17 protein-coding genes and 1 pseudogene are annotated in these 21,897 nt (G+C 59.1%); 4 read left to right on the forward strand and 14 right to left on the reverse strand.

Going from position 1 to position 21,897, the window contains the following annotated elements; translation table 11 throughout:
* Position 1 precedes the first annotated feature (1 nt).
* The 3 genes from PSQ90_RS03665 to xseA are packed head-to-tail and all read right to left on the reverse strand — an operon-like array spanning position 2 to position 3,045.
* Entirely contained in the window at positions 2–1,150 is a 1,149-nt protein-coding gene (locus PSQ90_RS03665) for a glycosyltransferase family protein (RefSeq protein ID WP_282212085.1), read from the reverse strand.
* Positions 1,151–1,152: 2 nt separating this feature from the next.
* Positions 1,153–1,377, reverse strand: coding sequence for a DUF2093 domain-containing protein (locus tag PSQ90_RS03670; protein ID WP_282212086.1), 225 nt, complete (start codon positions 1,375–1,377; stop codon positions 1,153–1,155).
* Between the two features lie 51 nt (positions 1,378–1,428).
* Positions 1,429–3,045, reverse strand: coding sequence for an exodeoxyribonuclease VII large subunit (gene xseA, locus PSQ90_RS03675; RefSeq protein WP_282212087.1), 1,617 nt, complete (start codon positions 3,043–3,045; stop codon positions 1,429–1,431).
* 95 nt (positions 3,046–3,140) lie between these two features.
* On the opposite strand from xseA, the gene purD reads away from it, so the two are divergent.
* On the forward strand, positions 3,141–4,427 hold the full coding sequence (gene purD, locus PSQ90_RS03680) for a phosphoribosylamine--glycine ligase (RefSeq protein ID WP_282212088.1): 1,287 nt from the start codon (positions 3,141–3,143) through the stop codon (positions 4,425–4,427).
* Between the two features lie 28 nt (positions 4,428–4,455).
* Positions 4,456–5,442, forward strand: a complete 987-nt coding sequence (locus PSQ90_RS03685) for a patatin-like phospholipase family protein (RefSeq protein WP_282212089.1) — start codon at positions 4,456–4,458, stop codon at positions 5,440–5,442.
* A gap of 9 nt (positions 5,443–5,451) precedes the next feature.
* Here the strand turns inward: PSQ90_RS03685 and PSQ90_RS03690 are convergent, their stop codons facing one another.
* The 3 genes from PSQ90_RS03690 to PSQ90_RS03700 form a co-directional block, all read right to left on the reverse strand.
* On the reverse strand, positions 5,452–5,907 hold the full coding sequence (locus PSQ90_RS03690) for a nucleoside deaminase (RefSeq protein ID WP_282212090.1): 456 nt from the start codon (positions 5,905–5,907) through the stop codon (positions 5,452–5,454).
* Positions 5,908–5,946: 39 nt separating this feature from the next.
* The gene (locus PSQ90_RS03695) at positions 5,947–6,810 is read right to left on the reverse strand and encodes a DMT family transporter (protein ID WP_282212091.1); all 864 of its coding nucleotides are present in this window, start codon (positions 6,808–6,810) and stop codon (positions 5,947–5,949) included.
* A 69-nt stretch (positions 6,811–6,879) separates the two neighbouring features.
* Positions 6,880–9,120 (reverse strand): AAA family ATPase, encoded by a 2,241-nt coding sequence (locus tag PSQ90_RS03700; protein ID WP_282212092.1) that lies wholly within the window; start codon positions 9,118–9,120, stop codon positions 6,880–6,882.
* Positions 9,121–9,851: 731 nt separating this feature from the next.
* On the opposite strand from PSQ90_RS03700, the pseudogene mutL reads away from it, so the two are divergent.
* A pseudogene (mutL, locus tag PSQ90_RS03705) lies at positions 9,852–11,656 on the forward strand (DNA mismatch repair endonuclease MutL).
* A gap of 3 nt (positions 11,657–11,659) precedes the next feature.
* Here the strand turns inward: mutL and edd are convergent.
* The 4 genes from edd to PSQ90_RS03725 all read right to left on the reverse strand — a co-directional run bounded on the left by edd (position 11,660) and on the right by PSQ90_RS03725 (position 16,623).
* Positions 11,660–13,474, reverse strand: coding sequence for a phosphogluconate dehydratase (gene edd, locus PSQ90_RS03710; RefSeq protein ID WP_282212093.1), 1,815 nt, complete (start codon positions 13,472–13,474; stop codon positions 11,660–11,662).
* Between the two features lie 61 nt (positions 13,475–13,535).
* Positions 13,536–14,231, reverse strand: a complete 696-nt coding sequence (gene pgl / locus PSQ90_RS03715; RefSeq protein WP_282212094.1) for a 6-phosphogluconolactonase — start codon at positions 14,229–14,231, stop codon at positions 13,536–13,538.
* A 1-nt stretch (position 14,232) separates the two neighbouring features.
* Complete coding sequence (gene zwf, locus PSQ90_RS03720; RefSeq protein WP_282212095.1) at positions 14,233–15,714, reverse strand: glucose-6-phosphate dehydrogenase; 1,482 nt, start codon at positions 15,712–15,714, stop codon at positions 14,233–14,235.
* Positions 15,715–15,741: 27 nt separating this feature from the next.
* Complete coding sequence (locus PSQ90_RS03725) at positions 15,742–16,623, reverse strand: BadF/BadG/BcrA/BcrD ATPase family protein (protein WP_282212096.1); 882 nt, start codon at positions 16,621–16,623, stop codon at positions 15,742–15,744.
* 171 nt (positions 16,624–16,794) lie between these two features.
* Here PSQ90_RS03725 and cobU point away from each other — a divergent pair, with 171 nt between their 5' ends.
* Complete coding sequence (gene cobU, locus PSQ90_RS03730; RefSeq protein ID WP_282212097.1) at positions 16,795–17,349, forward strand: bifunctional adenosylcobinamide kinase/adenosylcobinamide-phosphate guanylyltransferase; 555 nt, start codon at positions 16,795–16,797, stop codon at positions 17,347–17,349.
* On the opposite strand, the gene cbiB is transcribed toward cobU, so the two are convergent.
* The 4 genes from cbiB to cobA are packed head-to-tail and all read right to left on the reverse strand — an operon-like array spanning position 17,346 to position 21,889.
* Complete coding sequence (cbiB, locus tag PSQ90_RS03735) at positions 17,346–18,314, reverse strand: adenosylcobinamide-phosphate synthase CbiB (RefSeq protein ID WP_282212098.1); 969 nt, start codon at positions 18,312–18,314, stop codon at positions 17,346–17,348. The genes cobU and cbiB overlap by 4 nt on opposite strands.
* Positions 18,314–19,777 carry a cobyric acid synthase gene (locus PSQ90_RS03740; protein ID WP_282212099.1) on the reverse strand — a complete coding sequence of 488 codons (1,464 nt, stop codon included), beginning with the start codon at positions 19,775–19,777 and terminating at the stop codon, positions 18,314–18,316. Before PSQ90_RS03740 ends, cbiB begins: the two co-directional genes overlap by 1 nt.
* The gene (locus PSQ90_RS03745; protein WP_282212100.1) at positions 19,774–21,060 is read right to left on the reverse strand and encodes a cobyrinate a,c-diamide synthase; all 1,287 of its coding nucleotides are present in this window, start codon (positions 21,058–21,060) and stop codon (positions 19,774–19,776) included. Before PSQ90_RS03745 ends, PSQ90_RS03740 begins: the two co-directional genes overlap by 4 nt.
* The gene (gene cobA, locus PSQ90_RS03750) at positions 21,053–21,889 is read right to left on the reverse strand and encodes a uroporphyrinogen-III C-methyltransferase (RefSeq protein ID WP_282212101.1); all 837 of its coding nucleotides are present in this window, start codon (positions 21,887–21,889) and stop codon (positions 21,053–21,055) included. The genes PSQ90_RS03745 and cobA overlap by 8 nt, the downstream gene beginning before the upstream one ends.
* Positions 21,890–21,897: the final 8 nt, after the last annotated feature.

The raw sequence follows: 21,897 nt of genomic DNA on the forward strand, positions 1-21,897 counted from the left end.
GCTAGCTGCCGCTGAGCTCCTCGATAATTGCCGCCATGGCGCCCGGTCCGCCGATGCGCTGGCGGCCAATGTCGCCGAGGCGGGCGCGTTCCTGGCTATTGCGTAATAGGCCCCCCAATGCCTGCCCGACGCTGGCTGGGTCAGCCTCGGTCACAATCCGGGCCGACCCGAATAATTCCTGCTCATCGCGAAAGCGCGAACGGCGGTCGCGCGCGTTGACGAAAGTTATAGCGGGTTTACCCAACCCCAATGCCTGGACAGTTGCCGTTCCCGCTTGCGACAGGACAATGTCGGAGGTCGCCAGCAGGTTACCCATCGCGCCGCCGCGCGCCATATGCACGGTCAAATCGCCATCTGACAATTCACCGACATCGCTCGCCTCCCCGGTCAGCATTGGCGTACGCTGCAATTTGGCGGATCGTGCCAGATCATCCACTTTGACGCTGCCGGCCAGAGCCAGAAAAATATCAGGACGTTCGTTTGCAGATAGCGTGCGCAACGCATTGATCTGCACGGCAAAACTTTCGGCGGTCAGGGCCCGACTGCCCGGCAGCAGGGTCACCGCATGTGGCCGCGACCGGCGCGCGCCCGCGTCATAATCGCCGCTGGGGACCGTATCCATCATGATATTGCCGACGCAGCGTGCGTCGACGCCCTTGTCTTTGAGGATCGCCGCCAGATTGGCAGCACGGCAAAACACCGCTTTACAACTGCGCCGGATGGCCATGGCTTCGAGTGGCGAATAGAGCCGCGCCGCGCCGGTCTTATAGACATCCAGATAGGTCAGATCGCCGACGCCGGTTAACACGCAACCAAGCACCCCGACCATGTCACCCACCACAATGACGCGGTCATAGCGTCCCCGGATTTGCCGCAGAAAGCGCAGGGCCGGTGGAATGACGGAAAGCCCGCCGGTGGCAATATCCTTGCGCAGCGAGCCTTTGACATTGCGCCAGCCTTCAGAGGCAAGCGCCGCACGCGGCCCGACAATCGGACAGACATGAGCATAGGCGTTGCCCGCCCCGATCATCGGATAGGCTTCGGCCCTGATATTGTCCGGCAGGGCCTTGATCAGTGCCGCCGCAATCCAGTCCTCGCCATGCCCATTGGAAATGACGAGAAAACAGCGCTGATCAGCTTTGTCGGTCATGGTCAGTTCTGGCCGCGTCCAAACCGCTCAAAGGCTTCCGCCGCCGCCGCCGCATCAATATAGGCTTCCTGACGATCAACGCTCCAATAGAACAGTTCATCGAGTGGAATGGGCTTGTCGGTAATGGCACAGCGCACGAATGAGCCGGGCTTGAGCACCACATAGTCGGCATCGAGGTAGCGGACCGTTGCCTGGGTCGGGGCAAAGCCCTTTTCAAATATGTTCATCGCTCGATCCTTGGTCGCCCCCTTGGGCATCTTACCGGCTATGGCGGGCCTTCAAAAGAGGCTTTTCTGTTCGCCACCTTCCGGCTCAGAACGCACTTTCTTTTTGCTCTTCACCGGGGCACCCGATACCGTGACGCCAATATCGCCATCGTTGAATGTGACATTTAGCGCGTCACCCGGATCAAGTGCTTGTTTAGAGCCGACCAGATTGCCCTGCGCATCGCGCACCAGCGCATAGCCGCGCGCCAGAACGTTTGTATAGCTTAGCGAGGTCAGCAATTTTTCGATTGCCCCCAGTCGCTGGCTGCGTTCACGCAATTGGCGCACAATTGCAGGCGACAGCCGCGCCGCCAGCGGGCGCAAATGGTTTTGTGCCTGGCGCAGTTCATTGCGCAGGCCACTGGGAGACAGTTTTCCGGCCACCCTCGCCAATTGCGCGGCCTTGCGCTCCAACAGAGTCCTTTTGGCGGGCAGCAGTTTTTGCGCCACCGGATCAAACAGCAACCGGGTGCGATCAACCGATTTGCGCAGACCAGCCTCGCCGCGTCGACTGACATTGACCAGCCGTTCGGACAGTTCGCCCGTCCGTCGGGTCAGCAGCGATGGGTTGTGGCGTGGTTTGAGCCGCTCGAACTGGATGGCTTTTGCCTGACTGGCGTGACGCAACCCACCCAAGAGATTTGAGGCGGCGTGATCGAGCCGTTGGCGCTGGGTTGCCACCAGATCGCTGGCCCGAGGCAGGCCAGCCGTTGCCGCGCGCAGCCGATCCCGCGCGCTGGTCGCCTGTCGCCGCGTGGCGTTGCGCTGGCGCTGGCCCAGATCTTCGACATAGCCGATCAGTTCGGCCCGCACCGGCACCGCCGCTTCGGCTGCCGCGGTCGGGGTGGGCGCGCGCATATCCGAGGCATAATCGATCAGGGTGGTGTCGGTTTCGTGCCCGACCGCTGAAATAATCGGGATTGTGCTGTCGGCAACCGCGCGCACCACGCTTTCCTCGTTAAAACCCCAGAGGTCTTCAATCGAGCCGCCGCCCCGCGCCACAATCAAGAGATCAGGCCTTGGGATCGCCCCATCGGCGCTCATGGCGTTGAACCCGGCAATGGCGTTGACCACTTCGGGGGCGCAGGTATCCCCCTGCACTCGCACCGGCCACACCAGCACATGGGTGGGGAACCGGTCGTCGAGCCGATGCAGAATATCGCGAATGACCGCGCCGGTCGGCGAGGTGATCACCCCGATAACGCGCGGCAGATAGGGCAATGTCTTCTTGCGCTCGCGGGCAAACAGCCCTTCGGCCAGAAGCTTCTTGCGCCGCTCTTCAAGCAGCGCCATGAGCGCACCGGCCCCGGCGGGCTCTATGTTGTCGATGACGATCTGGTATTTGGACGAGCGCGGAAATGTGGTCAGCCGCCCGGTGGCAATGACTTCGAGCCCCTCTTCGGGCTTGAAGCTCAGTTTGGCGTAGTTGCCCTTCCAGACCACCGCGTCGATGGCGGCAGCCTGATCCTTGAGGGTAAAATAGGCATGGCCCGAGGAATGCTGGCCGCGAAAGCCGGAAATCTCACCGCGCACCCGCACATAGCCAAATGAATCCTCAACCGTTCGTTTGACCGCTTGGGCGATCTCGGAGACGCTGAATTCACTGGCGTTGGATTTGGGTGCTTCCATAAACTGTTGGTGCCCGCTCAGGCCATTGGCGTCAAGGGTGGCGAGATGACAACACCCATGCTAGAGGGCCGCATCGAGATAACCGAGGGCTGGGCATGCGCGTACTATTGATCGGATCGGGTGGTCGCGAGCACGCTTTGGCCTGGAAAATCGCACAATCGAAACGCCTCAGCCAATTGTTCATCGCCCCCGGCAATGGCGGCACGCGGGATCTGGGCGAAAACGTCGCGCTCGACATTACTGACCACAAGGCTATCACTGATTTTTGCAAACTGATGGCGGTTGATTTCGTCGTTGTCGGCCCCGATGCACAGGTGGTTGCCGGGCTGGGCGATGATGTTCGCGCAACCGGTATTCCGTGTTTCTGCCCTAGCAAGGCTGCGGGGCAACTTGAGGGCTCCAAGGGCTTTACCAAGGCGCTATGCGACGAAATGAACATTCCCACCGCCGCCTATGGCCGGTTCGACAATGAGGGGGCAGCGCTTGGCTATCTCTACCAGCAGGGGGCCCCCATCGTGATAAAAGCCGATGGGCTGGCAGCGGGCAAGGGCGTCACTGTTGCCATGACCATGGAGGAGGCAGAAGCGGCCATTATCGACTGTTTCGGCGGTGCCTTTGGCGCTTCGGGGGCCGAAGTGGTCATAGAGGCGTTCATGGAAGGCGAGGAAGCCAGCATTTTCGTGCTGTGCGATGGCAAGGACACGTTGCTGCTGGCGACCGCCCAGGATCACAAGCGCGCCTTTGACGGCGACACTGGGCCCAATACTGGTGGCATGGGCGCCTATTCGCCCGCTTCAATAATGACCGAGGCCTTGATCACCCAGACCATGGCCGAGGTCATCGAACCCACGGTGCGGGGATTGGCGGCCCGCGGCACGCCTTATCAGGGCGTTCTTTATGCCGGGATCATGCTGACGCAAAGCGGCCCGAAGCTGGTTGAATACAATGCCCGGTTCGGTGATCCCGAAACGCAGGTCCTGATGATGCGCCTCAAGTCGGATCTGCTCGATCTGCTCCTGGCCACCGCCACCGGCAAACTGGCGGGCCACACGGCGCAATGGCGCGATGACGTGGCGCTGACCGTCATCATGGCGACAAAGGGCTATCCCGGCAGCTATGGCAAGGGCAGCGAAATCGCTGGAACGGAAAAGCTCGACAGCGAGACGATTCAATTGTTCCACGCCGGAACCCGTTACGAGGGCGAGCGTTTAGTTGCCAATGGCGGGCGCGTACTCAACGTGACCGCGCTGGGGGCGAGTGTTTCGGAGGCACAGCGCCGCGCATATGAGGCGCTGGAAAAAATTGACTGGTCCGAAGGATATTATCGACGCGATATCGGCTGGCGCGCCATCGCCCGCGAAGCCGAAGACCAACGGACTTGAACCATTCCTAAACCTTGCAAGCCTAAACTTGTTTCGTCCCAGCGTGGACGAGGCACCAGCCAAACGCCCTTTGACGCCGCTGCAATTGCGCGGTATGGCCGTCGCGCATAAGCTGGCCAACAAGGGTAAGGAGCCAGAACGCAAGGTGAGCACGTCGGGGCCAAGGATTGGTGTGGCATTTGGCGGCGGATCAGCGCGTGGGCTGACCCACATTCCCTATATCGAGGCGATGGATGATTTGGGCATCAAGCCCGCGGTCATCTCAGGCACCTCGATTGGCGCGCTGATCGGGGCCGGTTGGGCCAGCGGTATCAGCGGCAAGGATATTCGCGAGCATACCCTTGAAGTTCTGGGCACCATGCGCACCATTGCCGGAAAATTGTGGGCGGTGCAGTTGCGCGGTCTGGGCGCCATTTTCAAGAACGGCATTTCGATGCAGCTCGACGCGACCTCGATTGTCGATGCGTTCATTCCGCCGGGCTTTCCCGAGGAATTCAAAGACCTCAAAGTGCCGCTCTATGTGGTCGCCACCGATTTCCAGTCCTGGCATCAGGTGGTATTCAACAATGGCCAGTTGCGCTCGGCCATCGCTGGCTCGATTGCGATTCCGACCCTGTTCAAGCCGGTCAGCTATGCCAATCACCTGCTGGTCGATGGGGGCGTCGTCAATCCGCTGCCGCTGGATCAGGCCGATATCGACACCGACTTTTTGATCGGCATCGACGTCAATGGCGATCCTTCCGAAGGCATTACCAAGACCGATCACCGGGCGCTCGACATCTGGTTCGGCTCGGCCCAGATCATGATGCATTCGCTGACCGCCCACATGATGGCCGCCTATCCGCCCGATGTTTATGTGCGCCCCCATGTTGCCGATTTCGGGGCGCTGGAATATTGGCGGGCGCGCGAAATCATCAGTCGGGGCGATGCCGACAAGGAGCGCTTCAAGCGCATTCTGGATCGCAAGATCGAGGATTACATCGCCGAGCGCATTCCGGTCACCGGTTCCAAATAGACCGCCGCCTCAGCGCCGCAAACTCTTGAAAAACTGCTGCAACAGCGCCGTTGCGCGTTGCTCGCCAATGCCGGACAGCACTTCGGGCGCGTGGTGGCAGGTGGGCTGGTCAAACAGTCGCACGCCATTTTCAACCGCCCCCGCCTTGGTGTCGCCCGCCCCGAAATAGAGCCGCCGCAACCGCGTATGGGCAATGGCGCCCGCACACATGGCGCAGGGTTCCAGCGTTACATAAAGATCGCACCCGTCCAGCCGCCCGGTGCCGCGCGTCGCCAGCGCCTGGCGGATGGCCAGCATTTCGGCGTGGGCCGTCGGATCGTTGAGCGCCCGCATCTGGTTGCGCGCACTGGCCAACAGCCGCTCCCCCTCCATGATGACAGCGCCCACCGGCGCTTCGCCATTGGCGGCGGCTTCCTCGGCCAGGCTCAGCGCCAGCTCCATCGGTGTCTGAACGGTGTTGCTCATGCCCGTGTGGTAATCGGGCCTGCCGCCAAGGGCAAGCGCTCAGACAAGCGGCACCCGGCGGCGCTCCGCCCCGACAATGGCAATGGCAATGCCGCCTAAAATAACGATCGAAGCCACGATCAGCCGCGCGCTCAGCACTTCCCCGAACAATAGCGCCGCCCCCAGCGCCGCGATGGCTGGCACGCTCAGTTGCACCACCGCCGCCCGCGTCCGGCTTAAAAATGGCAGCGCCGCATACCAGATGGCGTAGCCAAGCCCCGAGGCAATCGCGCCCGAACCAATGGCCAACAGTACGCCCGCGCTGGTCGGCGGATGCTGGACAATGCCCCAGATCGCCATGATCAGGGCAATCGGGACCAGCCGCACAAAGCTGCCGGCGGCATCGGCCAAGGGCCGCGCCGATCCCCGCCCCAAAAGCGAATAGGCAGCCCAGCTCAATCCCGCGATCACCATCAAGAAACTACCCAGCGGATCGGGCGCCGACAGCCCCGGCGATACCAGATAGACAAAGGCACCAATGGCAATGGCAATCCCCAACCATTCAATGCCGCCCGGCCGGTCGCCCGTCGCGATGGCGCGGGCAATCATGCCAAATTGCACGCTGACAAACAGAATTAGCGCCCCCGTGCCGGTGCTGAGCAGCGCATAGGCCAGCGAAAAGGCAATCGCATAGCCCAATAGCGCCCCCGCCTGCTGCCAATTGCCCAGTCGCGGCACCGCCCGCCAGCTTTTCGGCGCCCGCAGCGTAACCAGAAGCGCCAACATGATCGCCCCCGATACCAGCCGCACCCCGGCAAACCCCAACGCATCCATCGCCCCACTGCCCAGCGCCTGCCGCGTCAAAACCGAATTGGCCGCAAACGCCAGCATGGCCAGACAGGTCAGCGCAATTATTTTTGTCATTTTTGCGCTTTCAGGTTGGGGGGAGCTCCATAATGCACGTTGTGGAAGCCAAGGCCTAGCAACCCCTGACTAGTAGCTACCGACGATGGCCACGACTTTTTGGCAATGGGTCCGCAGCTCGTTGGGTACTGGAGCGTCGCCGCCACCATGCATGTTCGAGCGCGTATATTCATTCAGAGCGAACAAGTTGGTAGTGGAATGGCTTAGAGGATCGTCCCGCCCGGCGTTTTGTATTGATTGCGCCATTTCGAAAATTTGAGCTCTTGCCGGAAAGCGGCCTGGGAAGCGTAGGCGCAAGTAATCCTCAAGAAAAGGACGAATAGCCTGCTTAATACTATTAAGGGTCTGACCTTTCAAAATCTTCTGGTGGGATGCGTACTCTCTGATCATCTCGGACTGCTGCAGGTATAGCGACTTCAGTTCATCGGCGATCCGCCATTGGGTAATACTGCCTTCTCCTGAGTCGCTGCATTGGAGTTGGAAAGTGCGAACCGCCAATTGATCAGCGTTCTTCTCGATCAAGTTAAGGAATCGAGGATCATGCGACATAACGATCGTCTGGCACGCAGACGCGCCGATCGAACGAATGTGACTCGTCGTTTGGAACTGGCGGTCCAAGTCTTGACTGTTGAAAGGATCATCGAAGACCACTACTGCGTCTGCCAGCTTGAGGTCAGCGTTGACCTGCGCGATGAAAAACGCCAAGGCCAAAGTCGTTTTATCGCCGGCACTCAACACGGTTTTGAAGCTTGGCTCGATGTCTGATCTGTCCCCAGCTTTAACTTTTCTAGCACCAATCTCGATGGCGAATTCGGTGTTTGGGTCTCGACCCACAAAGTTGGTTTTGGCATCCACGATCCGGAAGCTTGCGCCAAAATCGAAAAGAAGGCTGTTCACTGCGGTTTGTCGCGCAGTCATCGTCGCTGCCGTGTATGAAGTCAGCGCTTTTTGCGCGGCCGCTTTGTCCGTTCTTATTGTCCGGAGGGTGTCGTCCGCACTTAAATATTCTTCAACGGCCGCTTTAACGGGGTCCACAGCCCTTTCTGCCAATGCATGCCATTTGGCTAGCATAATTTCCGTCTGAGCAATATCGATAGCCGTCGTGTCCGCGCGGGCCTGATCAATCACGGCATTCGCTGCGGCAACCTTTTCGTTGTATGCGATAAGCACGCCGACCGCATTGTGAATCGCGGGGCCGTCTGTCCCCATCTCGACGATCTCCAGAGGGTTGCGTTGTTTCGCCTCGGCCAGCGCCTTGAGTTTATCCAGCCCCTCTCGGACCATTTCAATTTCGTCAGCGACTAGTGTTGGGGTAACGCTGAGATTGCATAGATCTGCCCAGTAGGCGAACTCGACATCATTCGCGTGCACGAGGGCACCGAACTTGCCAAGGCCCGCAAGAACGCCAGTGAGAGAATCAATCCGGGCCTTGTAGTTTTTAAACTCGTCGCTGAAAAACGACTTGTAGGCTGCGACTAGATCGTTTCCCCGTGTGTCCTGATCGCAAAACGGGCAACTGTCCTGTGGAGCGTGGGCTGACCCGTATTCGAGCCAATTGTGAGCGCGCAGACCAAGATCGTGTATCGCCAAGTGATGCGCGACACGTTGGGCCGTGTTTTCGCCCAATCCGTCGATGGTCTCGCTCAGCAGCTCAACCACGACTTCTAGACCTTCTAATTCTAATGTTGACGGATTTGGCTTCTGCTTCACGACCGCTGCCTGTTTGGCGAGTTGAACCCGCTTTTCCCAGTCGTTGATTTTGTCCGTTAAGTTTTCGGGAATAATGGCCTTACAGAAGGCCAAGACTTTGCTCGCGTCGAGCGACCGACACCTGGCAAGAATAATCTGTTCCTGCACTTTCTGCTTCTCACTGACTGCTCGCTGCTCCTTGTCTAGCGAGATCACCTTCTCAGAAAGCGCCACACCGTCATCACCTAGGACCACGGGGAGAAGGCTTCGCTTGTTCTCCCGCGTCACACTATCGCCGACGTGCAGGTTCTTTGACACGTACTCTTGGTCAAATATGTAGATCTTACCGGGACACGCGTTCCACCTTCCCGCGCTATAAGCGTAAGTCGTGCCTGACGCCCATGAAGTTTCCACTCTTGAATCCCGGATGGCACCGAGCCGCCGTCTCATAGATATGTGGTTAGCTTGACCGTCGGTGGCCGATCTCAAGATAGAGCACAGTGTACTCTTACCATACCCATTACGTCCAAAAATCAGCGACAGCCTAGTGAATGGCTCCGCCTTGTGAGTGAGCTTGGAGAACCGGCCAATCTCCTCAATCGACTTAAATTTATGCAGCATGCAATTGCCCCGAACCAGCGGCAAGCTAAGATGCAGTTAGCGAGCGCGCAAGTAAGAATGAATATGGACAAGGTTTATTGAGAGAAACTTGCCAAGCACTACTAACATGCGTGTTATTCGTCCAATGATTGACGAAGCCGCAGCAATTTTGAATTTGAAATCTTGGATTGTTCCCCCGCCCTAGCCGATAGGTGCCGCAAGCGACCGCGTTGGAAGCATGGCGGCTGCCCCCACTCGGTGTCACCCCGGGCTTGACCCGGGGTCCATCATGAGATTTATCCGCCCTCACTGCCAGTACGACCGCCACGATGGATTCCGGCCTCCACCGGAATGACCGTATGGCGATGGAGGGTCAGCACCCCCCCACGCAAAACTTATCCCCACGCCCAAAGCCTCTGCCACAATAACACTCACTCCCCACGCGATTGCGGGGTCGCGACGAACGGTCCGTGGGAGAGCAGATGGGTGGGAGGCGGTCGCGCGCTCCTGGGTCCGTGTGACGGGTTTGTCCGGCCAGGCTGGAACAAAGCGCTCCATAGTCCTGAAAGCCCATCGCATGCGGCGAGACCAGTCTCGTAACTTAAAAATCACATGAGGCCGGTTCTCGCCGCATGTCGCAATCTTTTAAACCGCAGGCCTCGTGCCGGGCGGGATTTGGTCGTGGGCAAAATGCAAAGCGGGTCGGAAACCGCGTGGCGATCCCCTATGCTGGCCCAAAGGAGAATCGCTGCATGCCGATCCGGCAATTACCTGATGATCTGATCAACCGCATTGCGGCGGGCGAAGTCGTCGAGCGCCCCGCAAGCGTTGTCAAGGAACTGGTCGAAAACGCCATTGATGCAACCGCTACGCGCATTGTCATTACCACCGCTGGCGGTGGCAAAAGCCTTATCCGCATCGAGGATGATGGCCACGGCATGGATGCGCGCGATCTGGTGCTTTCGGTCGAGCGGCACGCCACCTCCAAATTGGGTGACGCCGAGCTTGACGATATTCGCACCCTCGGTTTTCGCGGCGAGGCGCTGGCCTCCATCGGATCGGTGGCCGAACTGACCATTTCAACCCGCACCAAAAACGCTGAAACCGGTCTGCGGCTTAATGTTTTGGGCGGCAAGAAGCATGGCCCCCTGCCCCAGGCGATGAATCGCGGCACCATCATCGAGGTCAAAAATCTCTTTGCCCATATCCCTGCCCGGCTGAAATTCCTCAAGACCGACCGGGGCGAAACCGCAGCGATCACCGACGTGGTCAAGCGTCTGGCCATGGCCAATCCCGAAGTCCATTTCGTTCTTAGCGGATCGGACCGCAGCACAACCAACTGGCCTGCCGTCACCGGCGATGGCGCGCTCGCCGGACGGTTGGCGCAAGTCATTGGCGACGATTTTGCCCAGAACGCGGTCCGGCTGGCCACCACCCGACACGGCGTTGTCGTTGCCGGTCTGGCGGGCCTGCCCACCTACACCCGCGCCAATTCGCTCAGCCAGTTCTATTTCGTCAATGGCCGCTCGGTGCGCGACAAGGTCTTGATGGGGGCGGTTCGCGCCGCCTACGCCGATTTCACCTTCCGCGACCGGTTTCCCGTCATTGCGCTCTATCTGGCGGTCGATCCGGGCGAGGTCGATGTCAATGTACATCCCGCCAAGGCCGAATTGCGGTTTCGCGATGCCGGTGGCGTGCGCAGCGCCGTCATTCGTGCCATCGGCGAAGCCTTGACCCATGCCGGTTTCAAGGCTTCGAGCAGCGTTGCCGAAGATGTCATCGGAGCGTTTTCCGCGCCGGGTCACGACGCCGCTGCCTCCGCCCCTCGCTCTGGCCCCTTGTCACCCACGCCCTTTGCTGCAACGCCATCAGCGTATGCGTCGCGCGATTATCCAATCGCCGCAGAGCGCGGCTTTGCCGGGTTTACTGAACCGAGCGGGCGGGTCGAGGACAGCGAACCGGCGGGGCTTGTCGACTATCCGCTCGGCACCGCCCGCGCCCAGATGTTTGACAATTTCATCATCGCCCAGAATGGCGATGGGCTATTGCTGGTTGACCAGCACGCCGCCCACGAACGCCTGGTTTATGAGCGTTTCAAGACCCAGTTGGCGTCCGGGCCGGTGCCCAGTCAGGCCCAACTTATTCCGGTGGTTATCGAACTGCCCGAGGAAGATTGCGTCCGCCTTGAAGACGCCGCCGCCGACTTTGAGCGCTTTGGTCTTTATATCGAGCGCTTCGGTGCCCGCGCCATTGCGGTGCGCGAAACCCCGGCCTTGCTCGGGCAAACCGATATTGAGGGCTTGATCCGCGATCTTGCCGATGGGTTGGCCGAGTGGGAAACCACCACTGCGCTCAGTGACCGGATGGAGGCCATTATCGGGCGCATGGCCTGTCATGGCTCGGTCCGTTCGGGCCGCCGCCTGCGGGTCGATGAAATGAATGCCCTTTTGCGCGATATGGAGGCGACCCCCATTCGGGCCAATGTATTCACGGCCGCCCGACCTATGTCGAACTCAAGAAGCGCGACATAGAAAGGCTGTTCGGGCGGACGCGCTAGCCTCTATTGAAAGACGCTGGCGCCCCGGTCGGCCACGCCAACCAGACTGCGCATGCCCGCGAACAATTCGCGCCCCATGCCAAAATGCTGGGGACGCAGATCCTCGGTGGCCGGGGTGCGTGAGAAGAATTCGCGCTCGTCGCCAAGGAATTGCAGCGTTCCTTCATTGGCATCGAGCCGGATCATGTCGCCATCGCGGATCTTGGCAATCGCGCCGCCGTCCATGGCTTCGGGCGTCATGTGGATCGCCGCCGGCACCTTGCCCGACGCCCCCGACATCCGCCCGTCGGTCAGCAGCGCCACCTTAAAACCCCGATCCTGCAACAGCCCCAGCGCCGGCGTCAGCTTGTGCAACTCCGGCATGCCAATCGCCCGCGGCCCGGAAAACCGCACGACAGCGATCAGATCGCCGGTCAGTTCACCCGCCTTGAACGCTTCCTGCAAGCCTTCCTGCCCATGGAACACCCGGGCAGGCGCTTCAACAACCCGATGCTCGGGCTTGACCGCCGACACCTTGATGACCGAGCGACCAATATTGCCGGTCAACAGCTTGAGCCCACCCGTTGGCTGGAACGGAGCCTTTGCCGAAGCGAGAACCTTGGGTAGCGCCGACTCCTTGGGAGCCGGTTCAAAGCTCAACTTATCCTCGATCAGTTTGGCTTCGACACAATAGCCAGACAGGCCTGTTCCCCAGACGGTCTTGACGTCTTCATGCAGATGTCCTGATCCAAGCAGTTCCTGAATGAGAAAGCCCATACCACCCGCCGCGTGGAAATGGTTCACATCAGCAACGCCATTGGGATAGACCCGCGCCAGCAAGGGAGTGGCATCGGACAGGTCGGACATGTCGTCCCATGTCACCGTCAGCCCAGCCGCCGCTGCGATGGCGATCAGGTGCATGGTGTGGTTGGTCGAACCGCCTGTCGCATGCAACCCCACGAGGCCGTTGACGATGGCTTTTTCGTCAATGACATGGCCAACGGGGGTATAATTGTTGCCCTGAGCCGAAAGCGAAAGCGCCCGGCGTGTCGCTTCCTGGGTTAGCGCATCGCGCAGTGGTGTGCCCGGATTGACGAAGCTGGCGCCCGGCAGGTGCAGACCCATGATTTCCATCAGCATCTGATTGGAATTTGCGGTGCCATAAAATGTGCAGGTGCCCGCCGAGTGGTATGATTTCGCCTCTGCCTCAAGCAGTTCGGCGCGCCCGACCTTGCCCTCCATATAGAGCTGGCGAATGCGTGATTTCTCGTCATTCGGCAGTCCCGAAGGCATTGGCCCGGCGGGCACGAAAACGGCGGGCAAATGCCCAAACGTTAGAGCTCCAATCAACAGGCCAGGCACGATCTTGTCGCAAATCCCCAGAAACACACCGGCATCAAACATATTATGACTCAGCGAAATGGCCGTCGCCATGGCAATGACATCGCGCGAAAACAAGCTCAAATCCATGCCCGGCTGGCCTTGAGTGACGCCATCGCACATGGCTGGTACGCCGCCCGCGACCTGTGCGGTTGCGCCGATCTCACGTGCCGCTGCCTTGATGATATCGGGATAGGTTTGGTACGGCTGGTGCGCCGACAGCATGTCGTTGTAACTGGTGACGATACCCAGATTAAGCGTCTTGTTCCCCGCCAGAGCGGCCTTTTCGGAGGGGCTGGAGGCGGCAAAGCCGTGGGCAAGATTTCCGCAGGACAGTCGGGAGCGATAAACGCCAGCTTCCTTGGCGGCATCAAGCCGATTGAGATAATCGCGTCGCGACTCGCGGCTACGGTCTGCGATGCGGTCAGTTACGTCCTGAATGGCTTTAAGCACAGTCATGGTTGCTCCTTTGTGGGCGGACGGAGCGGCCGAGGCGACCAATTGGGGATCGCCTCAGGAGCTATGGCGCCCAATAGACAGTTACAGGCTTTCCTGCGCGCAACACGGCGCGGATGGGCATTTGCTCGACCGGCCCTTCACCAAGCGCTGTTTCCAGCACCTGAGCCTTTTCCTCACCCTCAATATGGAGGTAAAGAGCGTCAGTATCGAGAAGATAAGGCAATGTCAGGGTCACGCGCGGCTCGCCCGCGCCGGGCGCCTCGATGGCCAAGGCCGGGCCAGCGGCCGACAACGCCTTGCTCAACGTGTTGCCGCCGGGGAAAAATGAGGCAGTGTGGCCATCGCCACCCATGCCAAGAATTACAGCGGCAAAGGGGCGCGGCAGATCGCCCAGAAGCGCATTGGTGCGCTCGATTGCAGCGTCATCGGGGGTTTGGCCACCAGTATAGAGCGGTAGAAAACGCGCAATGGCTGCAGGGCCTTGCAACATGCGTTCGTTGACCAGCATAGCGTTGGAGCGGTCGCTGGTTTCACTGACCCAGCGCTCATCCACCAGCGTAACAATCACCTTGGACCAATCGACGTCCTTATGCTTGCCAAGCGCCGCAAAAAACCGGGCTGGCGTCGAGCCACCCGAAACTGCAATTGCCGCGATGCCATTGGCCTCGATGGCCGAATTGATATGGTTGGCAACATTGATCGCCAGCTCTTTGGCAAGCGCCAGTCGGCCTTCGAAACTGCGTCGTTCGATGCTCACCTTAGTACTCATCCTCATGCCAGGTGCGGCCATCGCGTTCGATCAAGGCGATGGCGGCGGTTGGGCCCCAGGTACCCGCTGTATAGATTTGAGTCGGATCGGTAGATGCCTCCCAGGCTTCCCGGATCGGGTCGACCCATTTCCACGCGGCCTCGAGTTCATCACGTCGCATGAACAAGGTTTGATTACCCCTGACCACATCAAGCAGCAGGCGCTCATAGGCTTCGGGCGTGCGTTCGGCAAAAGTCTGGGCGAAGCTCAGATTAAGCGGCACTTCCCGCAAGCGCATCCCACCGGGACCCGGATCCTTTATCATCATCATCAGTTTGACGCCCTCATCGGGCTGCAAACGAATGATGAGTTTGTTTGAACGCGGCGCGCCCTCGGCATGATCAAAGATCGAATGGGGGATGGGCTTGAACTGAATGCAGATTTCGGAAACCCGCTTAGCCATCCGCTTGCCGGTGCGCAGGTAAAATGGCACGCCCGCCCATCGCCAGTTTTCAATCTCGGCTTTTACCGCAACAAAAGTCTCGGTGCGGCTGCCCTTCTTTTCCTCGGGCAACTCGTCCTGGTAACTCTTGACCGAAACGGTTTCCGAAGAAATTCCGCGATATTGACCACGCACCGTCATCTTGCCGACTTCGCCATTGGTGATCGGCTTGAGTGAACGCAGAACCTTGAGCTTTTCGTCGCGCAGGGCGTTTGCATCATCAGAGGCTGGCGGTTCCATGGCCACGAGGCACAAGAGCTGCAACATGTGATTTTGGATCATGTCGCGCAAAGCGCCAGATTCGTCATAATAGCCGCGCGTACCAGCACCAACGGTTTCGGCGACGGTAATCTGAACATGGTCGATATGGGCCGAATTCCAGATCGGTTCGAACAACATATTGGCAAAGCGCAGCGCCAAAAGGTTCTGAACCGTCTCTTTGCCAAGATAGTGATCGATACGGTAGACCTGATCTTCTCGAAAAATCTTGGCAACGCCATCATTGATTTCCATCGAGGATTCCAAGTCGTGACCCAACGGTTTTTCGATCACAACGCGCGCGTCGCGACGGTAAAATTTCTTCTTGGCAAGATATTCAGCGATCGGCTCGAACAGGTTAGGCGCAACCGCGAGATAGAAGGCGCGAACGACTTCGGGCTCTTCGCGCAATGCCCCCTTGAGATCGCCCCAACCGGCTTCATTGCTCACGTCGTTGACGATGTAGGAGAATATTGAGACGAAACGGTCGATAACGGCCTTGTCCTGATATTCCTTGTCGACGAATTCGCTGATCGCGGTGCGTGCCACCTTCTGGAAATCGGCATCACTGAGCTTGGAGCGCGACACTCCGATAATGCGCGACTGCTCGTCGAACTGGCCGTCCTTGAAGCGATAATAGAGCGCCGGGATGAGCTTACGCCTGGTCAGATCGCCGGTGGCGCCAAACACCACATAATCAAAAGGCTGGACTGGAATGATACGGCTGGACACGATAAAATAGTCCCTTCAATACAAGGTTCAGGCGGACGCAAAATTCTGTTTGGACAGAATCAGGGCGCCGTGCAGCGGTTCAAATTTTGGCAGAGCGACGAAATCGCCATAACGTTTTTCAAGCAGCGGAAAGAGCGCTTGTCCAAAACCACCAACAATTGCCATGACCTTGGCACCCCGGGCCTTGAACCAGTCGGCATAGGCGTCGATGTAGGAGAACTGCAACGCCATCAGTTTGATGGCAATGGCGTCCCCCTGTTGATAGTGCTCGATGAACATGGGCATCAATGCGCCATAATCGGCGGGGTTCCGGTTATCATCGAAAGACCAGTCCATAACGGCATCGTTGTTGCCACCCAGTTTGGCGATAACTGCCTTGGTCAGGGCAGAACCCTCGACCAATCGGTCTTCAGCCTCAACGGCGATGCGGACAAGCTCTCGTCCCAGAATGGCGCCAGACATTTGATCGCCGATCTCAAAACCCCAGCCACCGGCCTGATGGCGCTGACCATCAATTATTGCCAGACCCGCGGAGCCTGTTCCCACGATGATCACTGCGCCATCCTTGCCACCAAGGGCGCCGGCGTGGGCAATGTCGATATCATCATAGACCCGCACTTTGGCAAAGGGCCAATCTCTGAGGGCAAATTCTTCGCGGGCCGAATTCAGGCGACCGCCCGCCATGCCGAAACAAGCGTAGGTGTTTGCAGTTTCTGCGAAATCAACACCTGCCTTTTCAAAGACTTCACGTGTACCCGCGTTGACGGCAGCATAGGCAGGGTCGCCGTCGTCGATCTGCAGATTGGACCGGCCATTGCGGACTTCGGCGAGCGTTTCGAGATTTTCATTGGCCAGACGGACGCGGCAATTGGTGCCACCACCGTCCACGCCGAGATAATATCTGGGCACGCTTGCGTCTCCGTCCTATATGCTGGTCCTACAGCGAATAATTCGCGCGGACCATAATGCGAAAGATCATTAGACGAAAGTAGAATAAGGGACAAAATTGGCAGGCAAAGAGCTGTTTGAACATGGCACAAATGTGCTGGGTGCAGCGGAAGCACCACGGAGGGCCGTTTGATGGCGCGCCATGTGTTAATTTTAGGGGGAGCCCGCTCCGGAAAGACAGGGTTTGCGGAGCGTTTTGCGCTCGGCGCGGGTAGAAGGCCAGCCTATCTGGCAACCGCCGAAGCGATGGATGAGGAGATGCGCGAGCGCGTCGAAAATCATCAACGCATGCGTGATCAGCTGTTTACAACCATTGAGGAACCGCTGGATCTGCCCCGGGCCCTACTCGCAGCCGCCGGCGATCACGATGTGATTCTGGTTGATTGCCTCACGCTGTGGATTTCCAATCTTTTGGGGGAAGGCGCCAGCGTTGCCGATGCGGTCGATATGCTTGAAGCCGCCATGACGCAAATCGATGAGTGTCGGATAATTCTGGTCTCAAACGAGGTGGGTCAGGGGATCGTGCCCGACAACGCGCTGGCGCGGATGTTTCGCGATCTGGCCGGGTCAACGCATCAACAATTGGCCGAGGCGTGCTCCGACGTATATTTTGTGACGGCTGGATTACCGCTGACGCTTAAGGGTCAGGTAGTTGGGGCTTCTGGGCGGCCGGTCGCTCGGAGCTAACCCGTTGCCGAAAGCATCAGCAATGCAATCGCAAGGCTCAGGCCCAGCAGGATATTCAGCGTTGCCCGGTACAGTTGAAGGGCGCGCAAAATGTCGCTGCCGCGCAGTTCATGCTTGCCAGATCCCATCCGTGGCAGCTCAACAGTATTTCCATCATAAGAGCGAGGCCCGCCCAGTGAAAAGCCAAGTGCTCCGGCAAAAGCGGCTTCGGGCCAGCCCGAATTGGGCGAGGCGTGTCCAGAGGCGTCGCGGCCCGCTGTTGCCCATGCCTTGCCCGGACTTGCATGAGGCACGATGAAACAGGCCGCCGTGATCAGCATGGTACTTAGCCGCGCAGGAATCCAATTGACCACATCATCAAGTTTGGCAGCAGCCCATCCAAAGTCGCGATAGCGATCATTAAGATGTCCAATCATGGAGTCGGCGGTGTTGATGGCCTTATAGGCGACGATGCCCGGCAAACCGAACAGGACCAGCCAGAACCAGGGGGCCACAATGCCATCGGATGTACTTTCGGCCAATGTTTCAATGGCGGCGCGGCTGACCTCGGCCTCGTCCAATTGATCGGCGTCACGACCGACGATTTGGCTTACCTCGGCACGACCGGCGTCAAGCGAAATGTCCAATGCCTCGGCGACGGTGCGCACTGCGCGACCGAGCTCCTTTTGCGCGAAAAATGGCGTTGCCAACAGCATTTCAAGCAACCAGCCCTGCGGAATTTGGCGCGTCAATTGTTGGACCAGCAAGGCGACGAGGACCACGCCCCCCAGGAGGATCGTCATTGAAATGATACCGGCGTCGCGTCGCTGCTGTGTGGTTCTTTCGCGGCGATCGACGCGGGTTTCGAGAAAGTCGATGAGCTTGCCGAACCAGATAACGGGGTGGCCAATTGCATTCATCAGGTGAGGTGGGTAGCCGGTGTAGCGCTCAACCATCAGAGCCAAGGGGGCGATAAAGACATGCATCAGACAATTTCCAACGGCTGGGCAAGCGCCAGAAGCGCATCGAGATCGAGATGAGACTCAAGGTGGGTGGCCAAGGCGTCAAGCGCTGCTTCCACGCCGGCTTCATAAATGAGCCCGCTTGTTGTTCCACCCAGAAATGCGGCGCGAAAGCTGTCGGACGCAAAAACGCCGTGCAGATACGTGCCAAAGACCCGGCCATCGGGGCTGCAGGCACCTTCGGGCAAATTGCTGATCTGGGCGAACGGATTGGCGCAATCGGGACCCTGCGAACGGCCCATGTGCATATGATACCCGGTGATGGGGTGACCGCCGGCAATTTCAAAGCCATCGACCATGCCTAATGTTTTGACCGGTGCAAGGATGGTTTTGATATCGAGGAGGCCAAGGCCTTCGCTGATGCCGGGTGTGCCCTCTATGCCGTCAGGGTCGGCAATGGATTGACCCAACATTTGATAGCCGCCGCAAATTCCGATAATCCGCCCCCCTGCGCGATAGTGCGCCAGAATATCAATGTCCCAGCCCTGTTTGCGCAAGATGGCCAAATCGGCGCGAGTGGCCTTTGAACCCGGCAAAATGATGAGATCGGCGCTGCGGGGGAGCGGGCTGCCCGGCTCAATGATGATCAGATTTACTTCTGGTTCGGCCCGCAGGGGGTCGAGATCATCGAAATTGGCGATGCGCGGCAAACGCGGCACAGCAATGGTCAGTCGACCGCCACTGGCCTGACGCGGCGCGTCGAGCGCCAGCACATCTTCAGCGGGAAGCTTTGACGCGTCCGCAAACATAGGTAGCGGCCCAAACACCGGCCGTCCGGTGAGTTCGGCGATATAGGCCTTACCGGCATCAAACAGGCTCGGATCGCCCTGGAACTTGTTGACAAGTGTTGCCACGATCATGTCCCGATCCTTTGATGTGACGACAGAGAAGGTGCCGACAAGCGAGGCAATGACGCCGCCGCGATGAATATCGCCAATAACAATTACCGGCACATTGGCGGCGCGGGCGAAGCCAAAATTGGCGATATCGCCGGTCCGCAAGTTCACTTCGGAGGCGCTGCCAGCGCCCTCGACCAGCACCAGATCGGTGTCGTCGGCCAGTTCATGGAAGGCGGCAACCACCTGCGGCAGCAATTCGCCCCGCTTCTTGAAATAGTCCCGAGCCGGCATCGAGCCTACGCGCTGACCGCGAACCACAAGTTGGGCGCCGGTTTCCTGCTCGGGCTTCAGCAGCACCGGATTCATTGCCGTGATCGGCTGGCGGCGCGCGGCGCGCGCCTGCAAGGCCTGAGCGCGCCCGATTTCGCCGCCATCCTCGGCCACAGCGGCATTGTTGGACATGTTTTGCGGTTTGAATGGCGCAACCTTGAGACCGCGATTGGCCATGGCCCGACACAGACCAGCAACGATCAGTGACTTGCCGACATCGGAGCCGGTGCCCATGAACATCAATGCTCTTGCCGTCATGGCGTACCCACATCAATAACGTGGGCGTAGGAACCCATGGTTCTGCCAATCGCTGCGCCCATTGGTGGCAACGCTTCGCCGCGCGCATCGTTGGCATGGAAAAGCGGTGGCAGGCGCGATTGCTTTGCCGAGGAATAGTGGAACTCGTGACCCGCCAGCAATTGCGGCCACGGCAAGGCGCTCTGATGGGCCAGCCGCCGATAGCCGAGAATCCGTTTGGGGCGGTCAATCTGAGTTACCACGGGCAACAGGCCGGCCATTTCATGGGGAATGCCGGTCTTGTCGAGCAAGACCTCACCCATCACCATGAACCCACCGCACTCACCGTAAATGAGCGCGTCGCGATTTTGCGCAGCCAATAGCCCTGCCTTGAAGGTTTTTGCGGCGGCAAGACCCGCGCCGTGCAGCTCGGGATAGCCGCCGGGCAAATAAACAGCATCGGCAGAGGCATCAGGCGCCTCGTCGGCGAGCGGGGAAAAAAACGACAGTTCTGCTCCTGTCTGACGCCAGCCCTCTAGAAGATGCGGATAAATGAAGGCAAAAGCATCGTCCCGAGCGATCGCGATGTGTTGGCCCAACGGCGCCAGACGTGGCAAATCCTGCTCGGAAGGTACCGGCTGTGCAAGATTGAGCAGTTGGCCCAGATCAACATAATCACCCAAGGATTGAGCCGCTTCGGTCAGGAAGTGATCGAATGCCGTAACCTCGTTGGGCATGACCAGACCAAGATGGCGTTCCGGCACGACCAGCTGGGGATTGCGTGGAATTGCACCAAGGCAGGGAATACCGGTGGCCGACAGCGCTTCAAGCAACATTTTTTCATGTCGCGTGCTTGCAACACGATTGAGAATGACGCCGCCAATTTGTACGCCAAATCTCCAATTGGCAAAGCCGGATACCAAGGGCGCAATGGATTGGCTCTGCTTATCTGCATCGACGACCAGCACTACTGGCAGTTCGAGCAATTCGGCCAGATCGCCGGTAGAACCGATGCCGTCGGCGGCGCCGTCGAACAGGCCCATGACGCCTTCGATCAGTAAATGTTGGGCATCCACACTCGATGCCAGATGTTTGAGGCGATGGCCGCTCATGGCCCAGGGGTCAAGATTTATCGCGGGGCGCTGGGCTGCCCGTGCCAACAGGGTTGGATCGATGTAATCCGGCCCGGTCTTGGCGGCGGCAACATCGATACCGCGCTGCTTCAAGGCCGCGAGTAATCCAAGCGTTACAATTGTCTTGCCAGAGCCCGAGCGCGGCGCGCCAATGACCAGCCCCTTAACCAAAGCCGTTCTCCCGCGCCGGGCCGACGTACCAATCCAACGCTTCGCGATAGGCGCTGACGGGCCCTACAACGACAATGGCTGGTGTTGGCACATTTGCCAGAGTGCCGGCGTCGGCAAGGCTCGATTCGATGACGGATTGCTGAGGCGAGGCGGCGTTGGAGACGATTGCGATCCGATCTGCTGGATCGCGGCCGGCGGCTAGCAGTTTTTGGGTAATGGTGCCCAGATGCTTGACAGCCATGAACATGACGATCACCGGCGCCGCCCTTGCAATGGCGGGCCAATCAAGTGGCGAGACGTCGCCTGTTTCATCATGGCCGGTCAGGAAAATAACCGATTGGTTAGTTTCGCGGTGGGTAACCGGAATGCCGGCATAAGCCAGCCCGCCCAAGCCTGATGAAATGCCCGGCACGATGCGGAATTTTACTTTGGCGCGGAACAGGGCCCCAGCTTCCTCGCCACCACGACCAAAAACGAACGGGTCCCCGCCTTTGAGGCGCAAGACGCGTTTGCCTTTTTGCGCCCAATCGATCAATTGCAGCGTTATATCCGCCTGTTTGGGGCTTGGTTTGCCACCGCGCTTGCCGGCGTAAATTTTCTGAGCGCCTGGATTGGCTTGCGCCAACAGACGTTCACTCACCAGCGCGTCGTAAACAATGACATCGGCCTGTCCCAAAGCATGATAGCCGAGAAGTGAAATCAGACCCGGCGCGCCGGGGCCCGCGCCAACCAACCAGACCGAGCCGGGCGCAAATTCAGGAAAATCGGCAGCATCAAGTGCTGCGAAATGCCCGCGTCGCCCCAGCAAGGACTTTAGCCAATCCAACATTATGTTCC

Origin of the sequence: Devosia rhodophyticola, assembly GCF_028816475.1 — a bacterium.
Taxonomy (GTDB): Bacteria; Pseudomonadota; Alphaproteobacteria; order Rhizobiales; family Devosiaceae; genus Devosia; species Devosia rhodophyticola.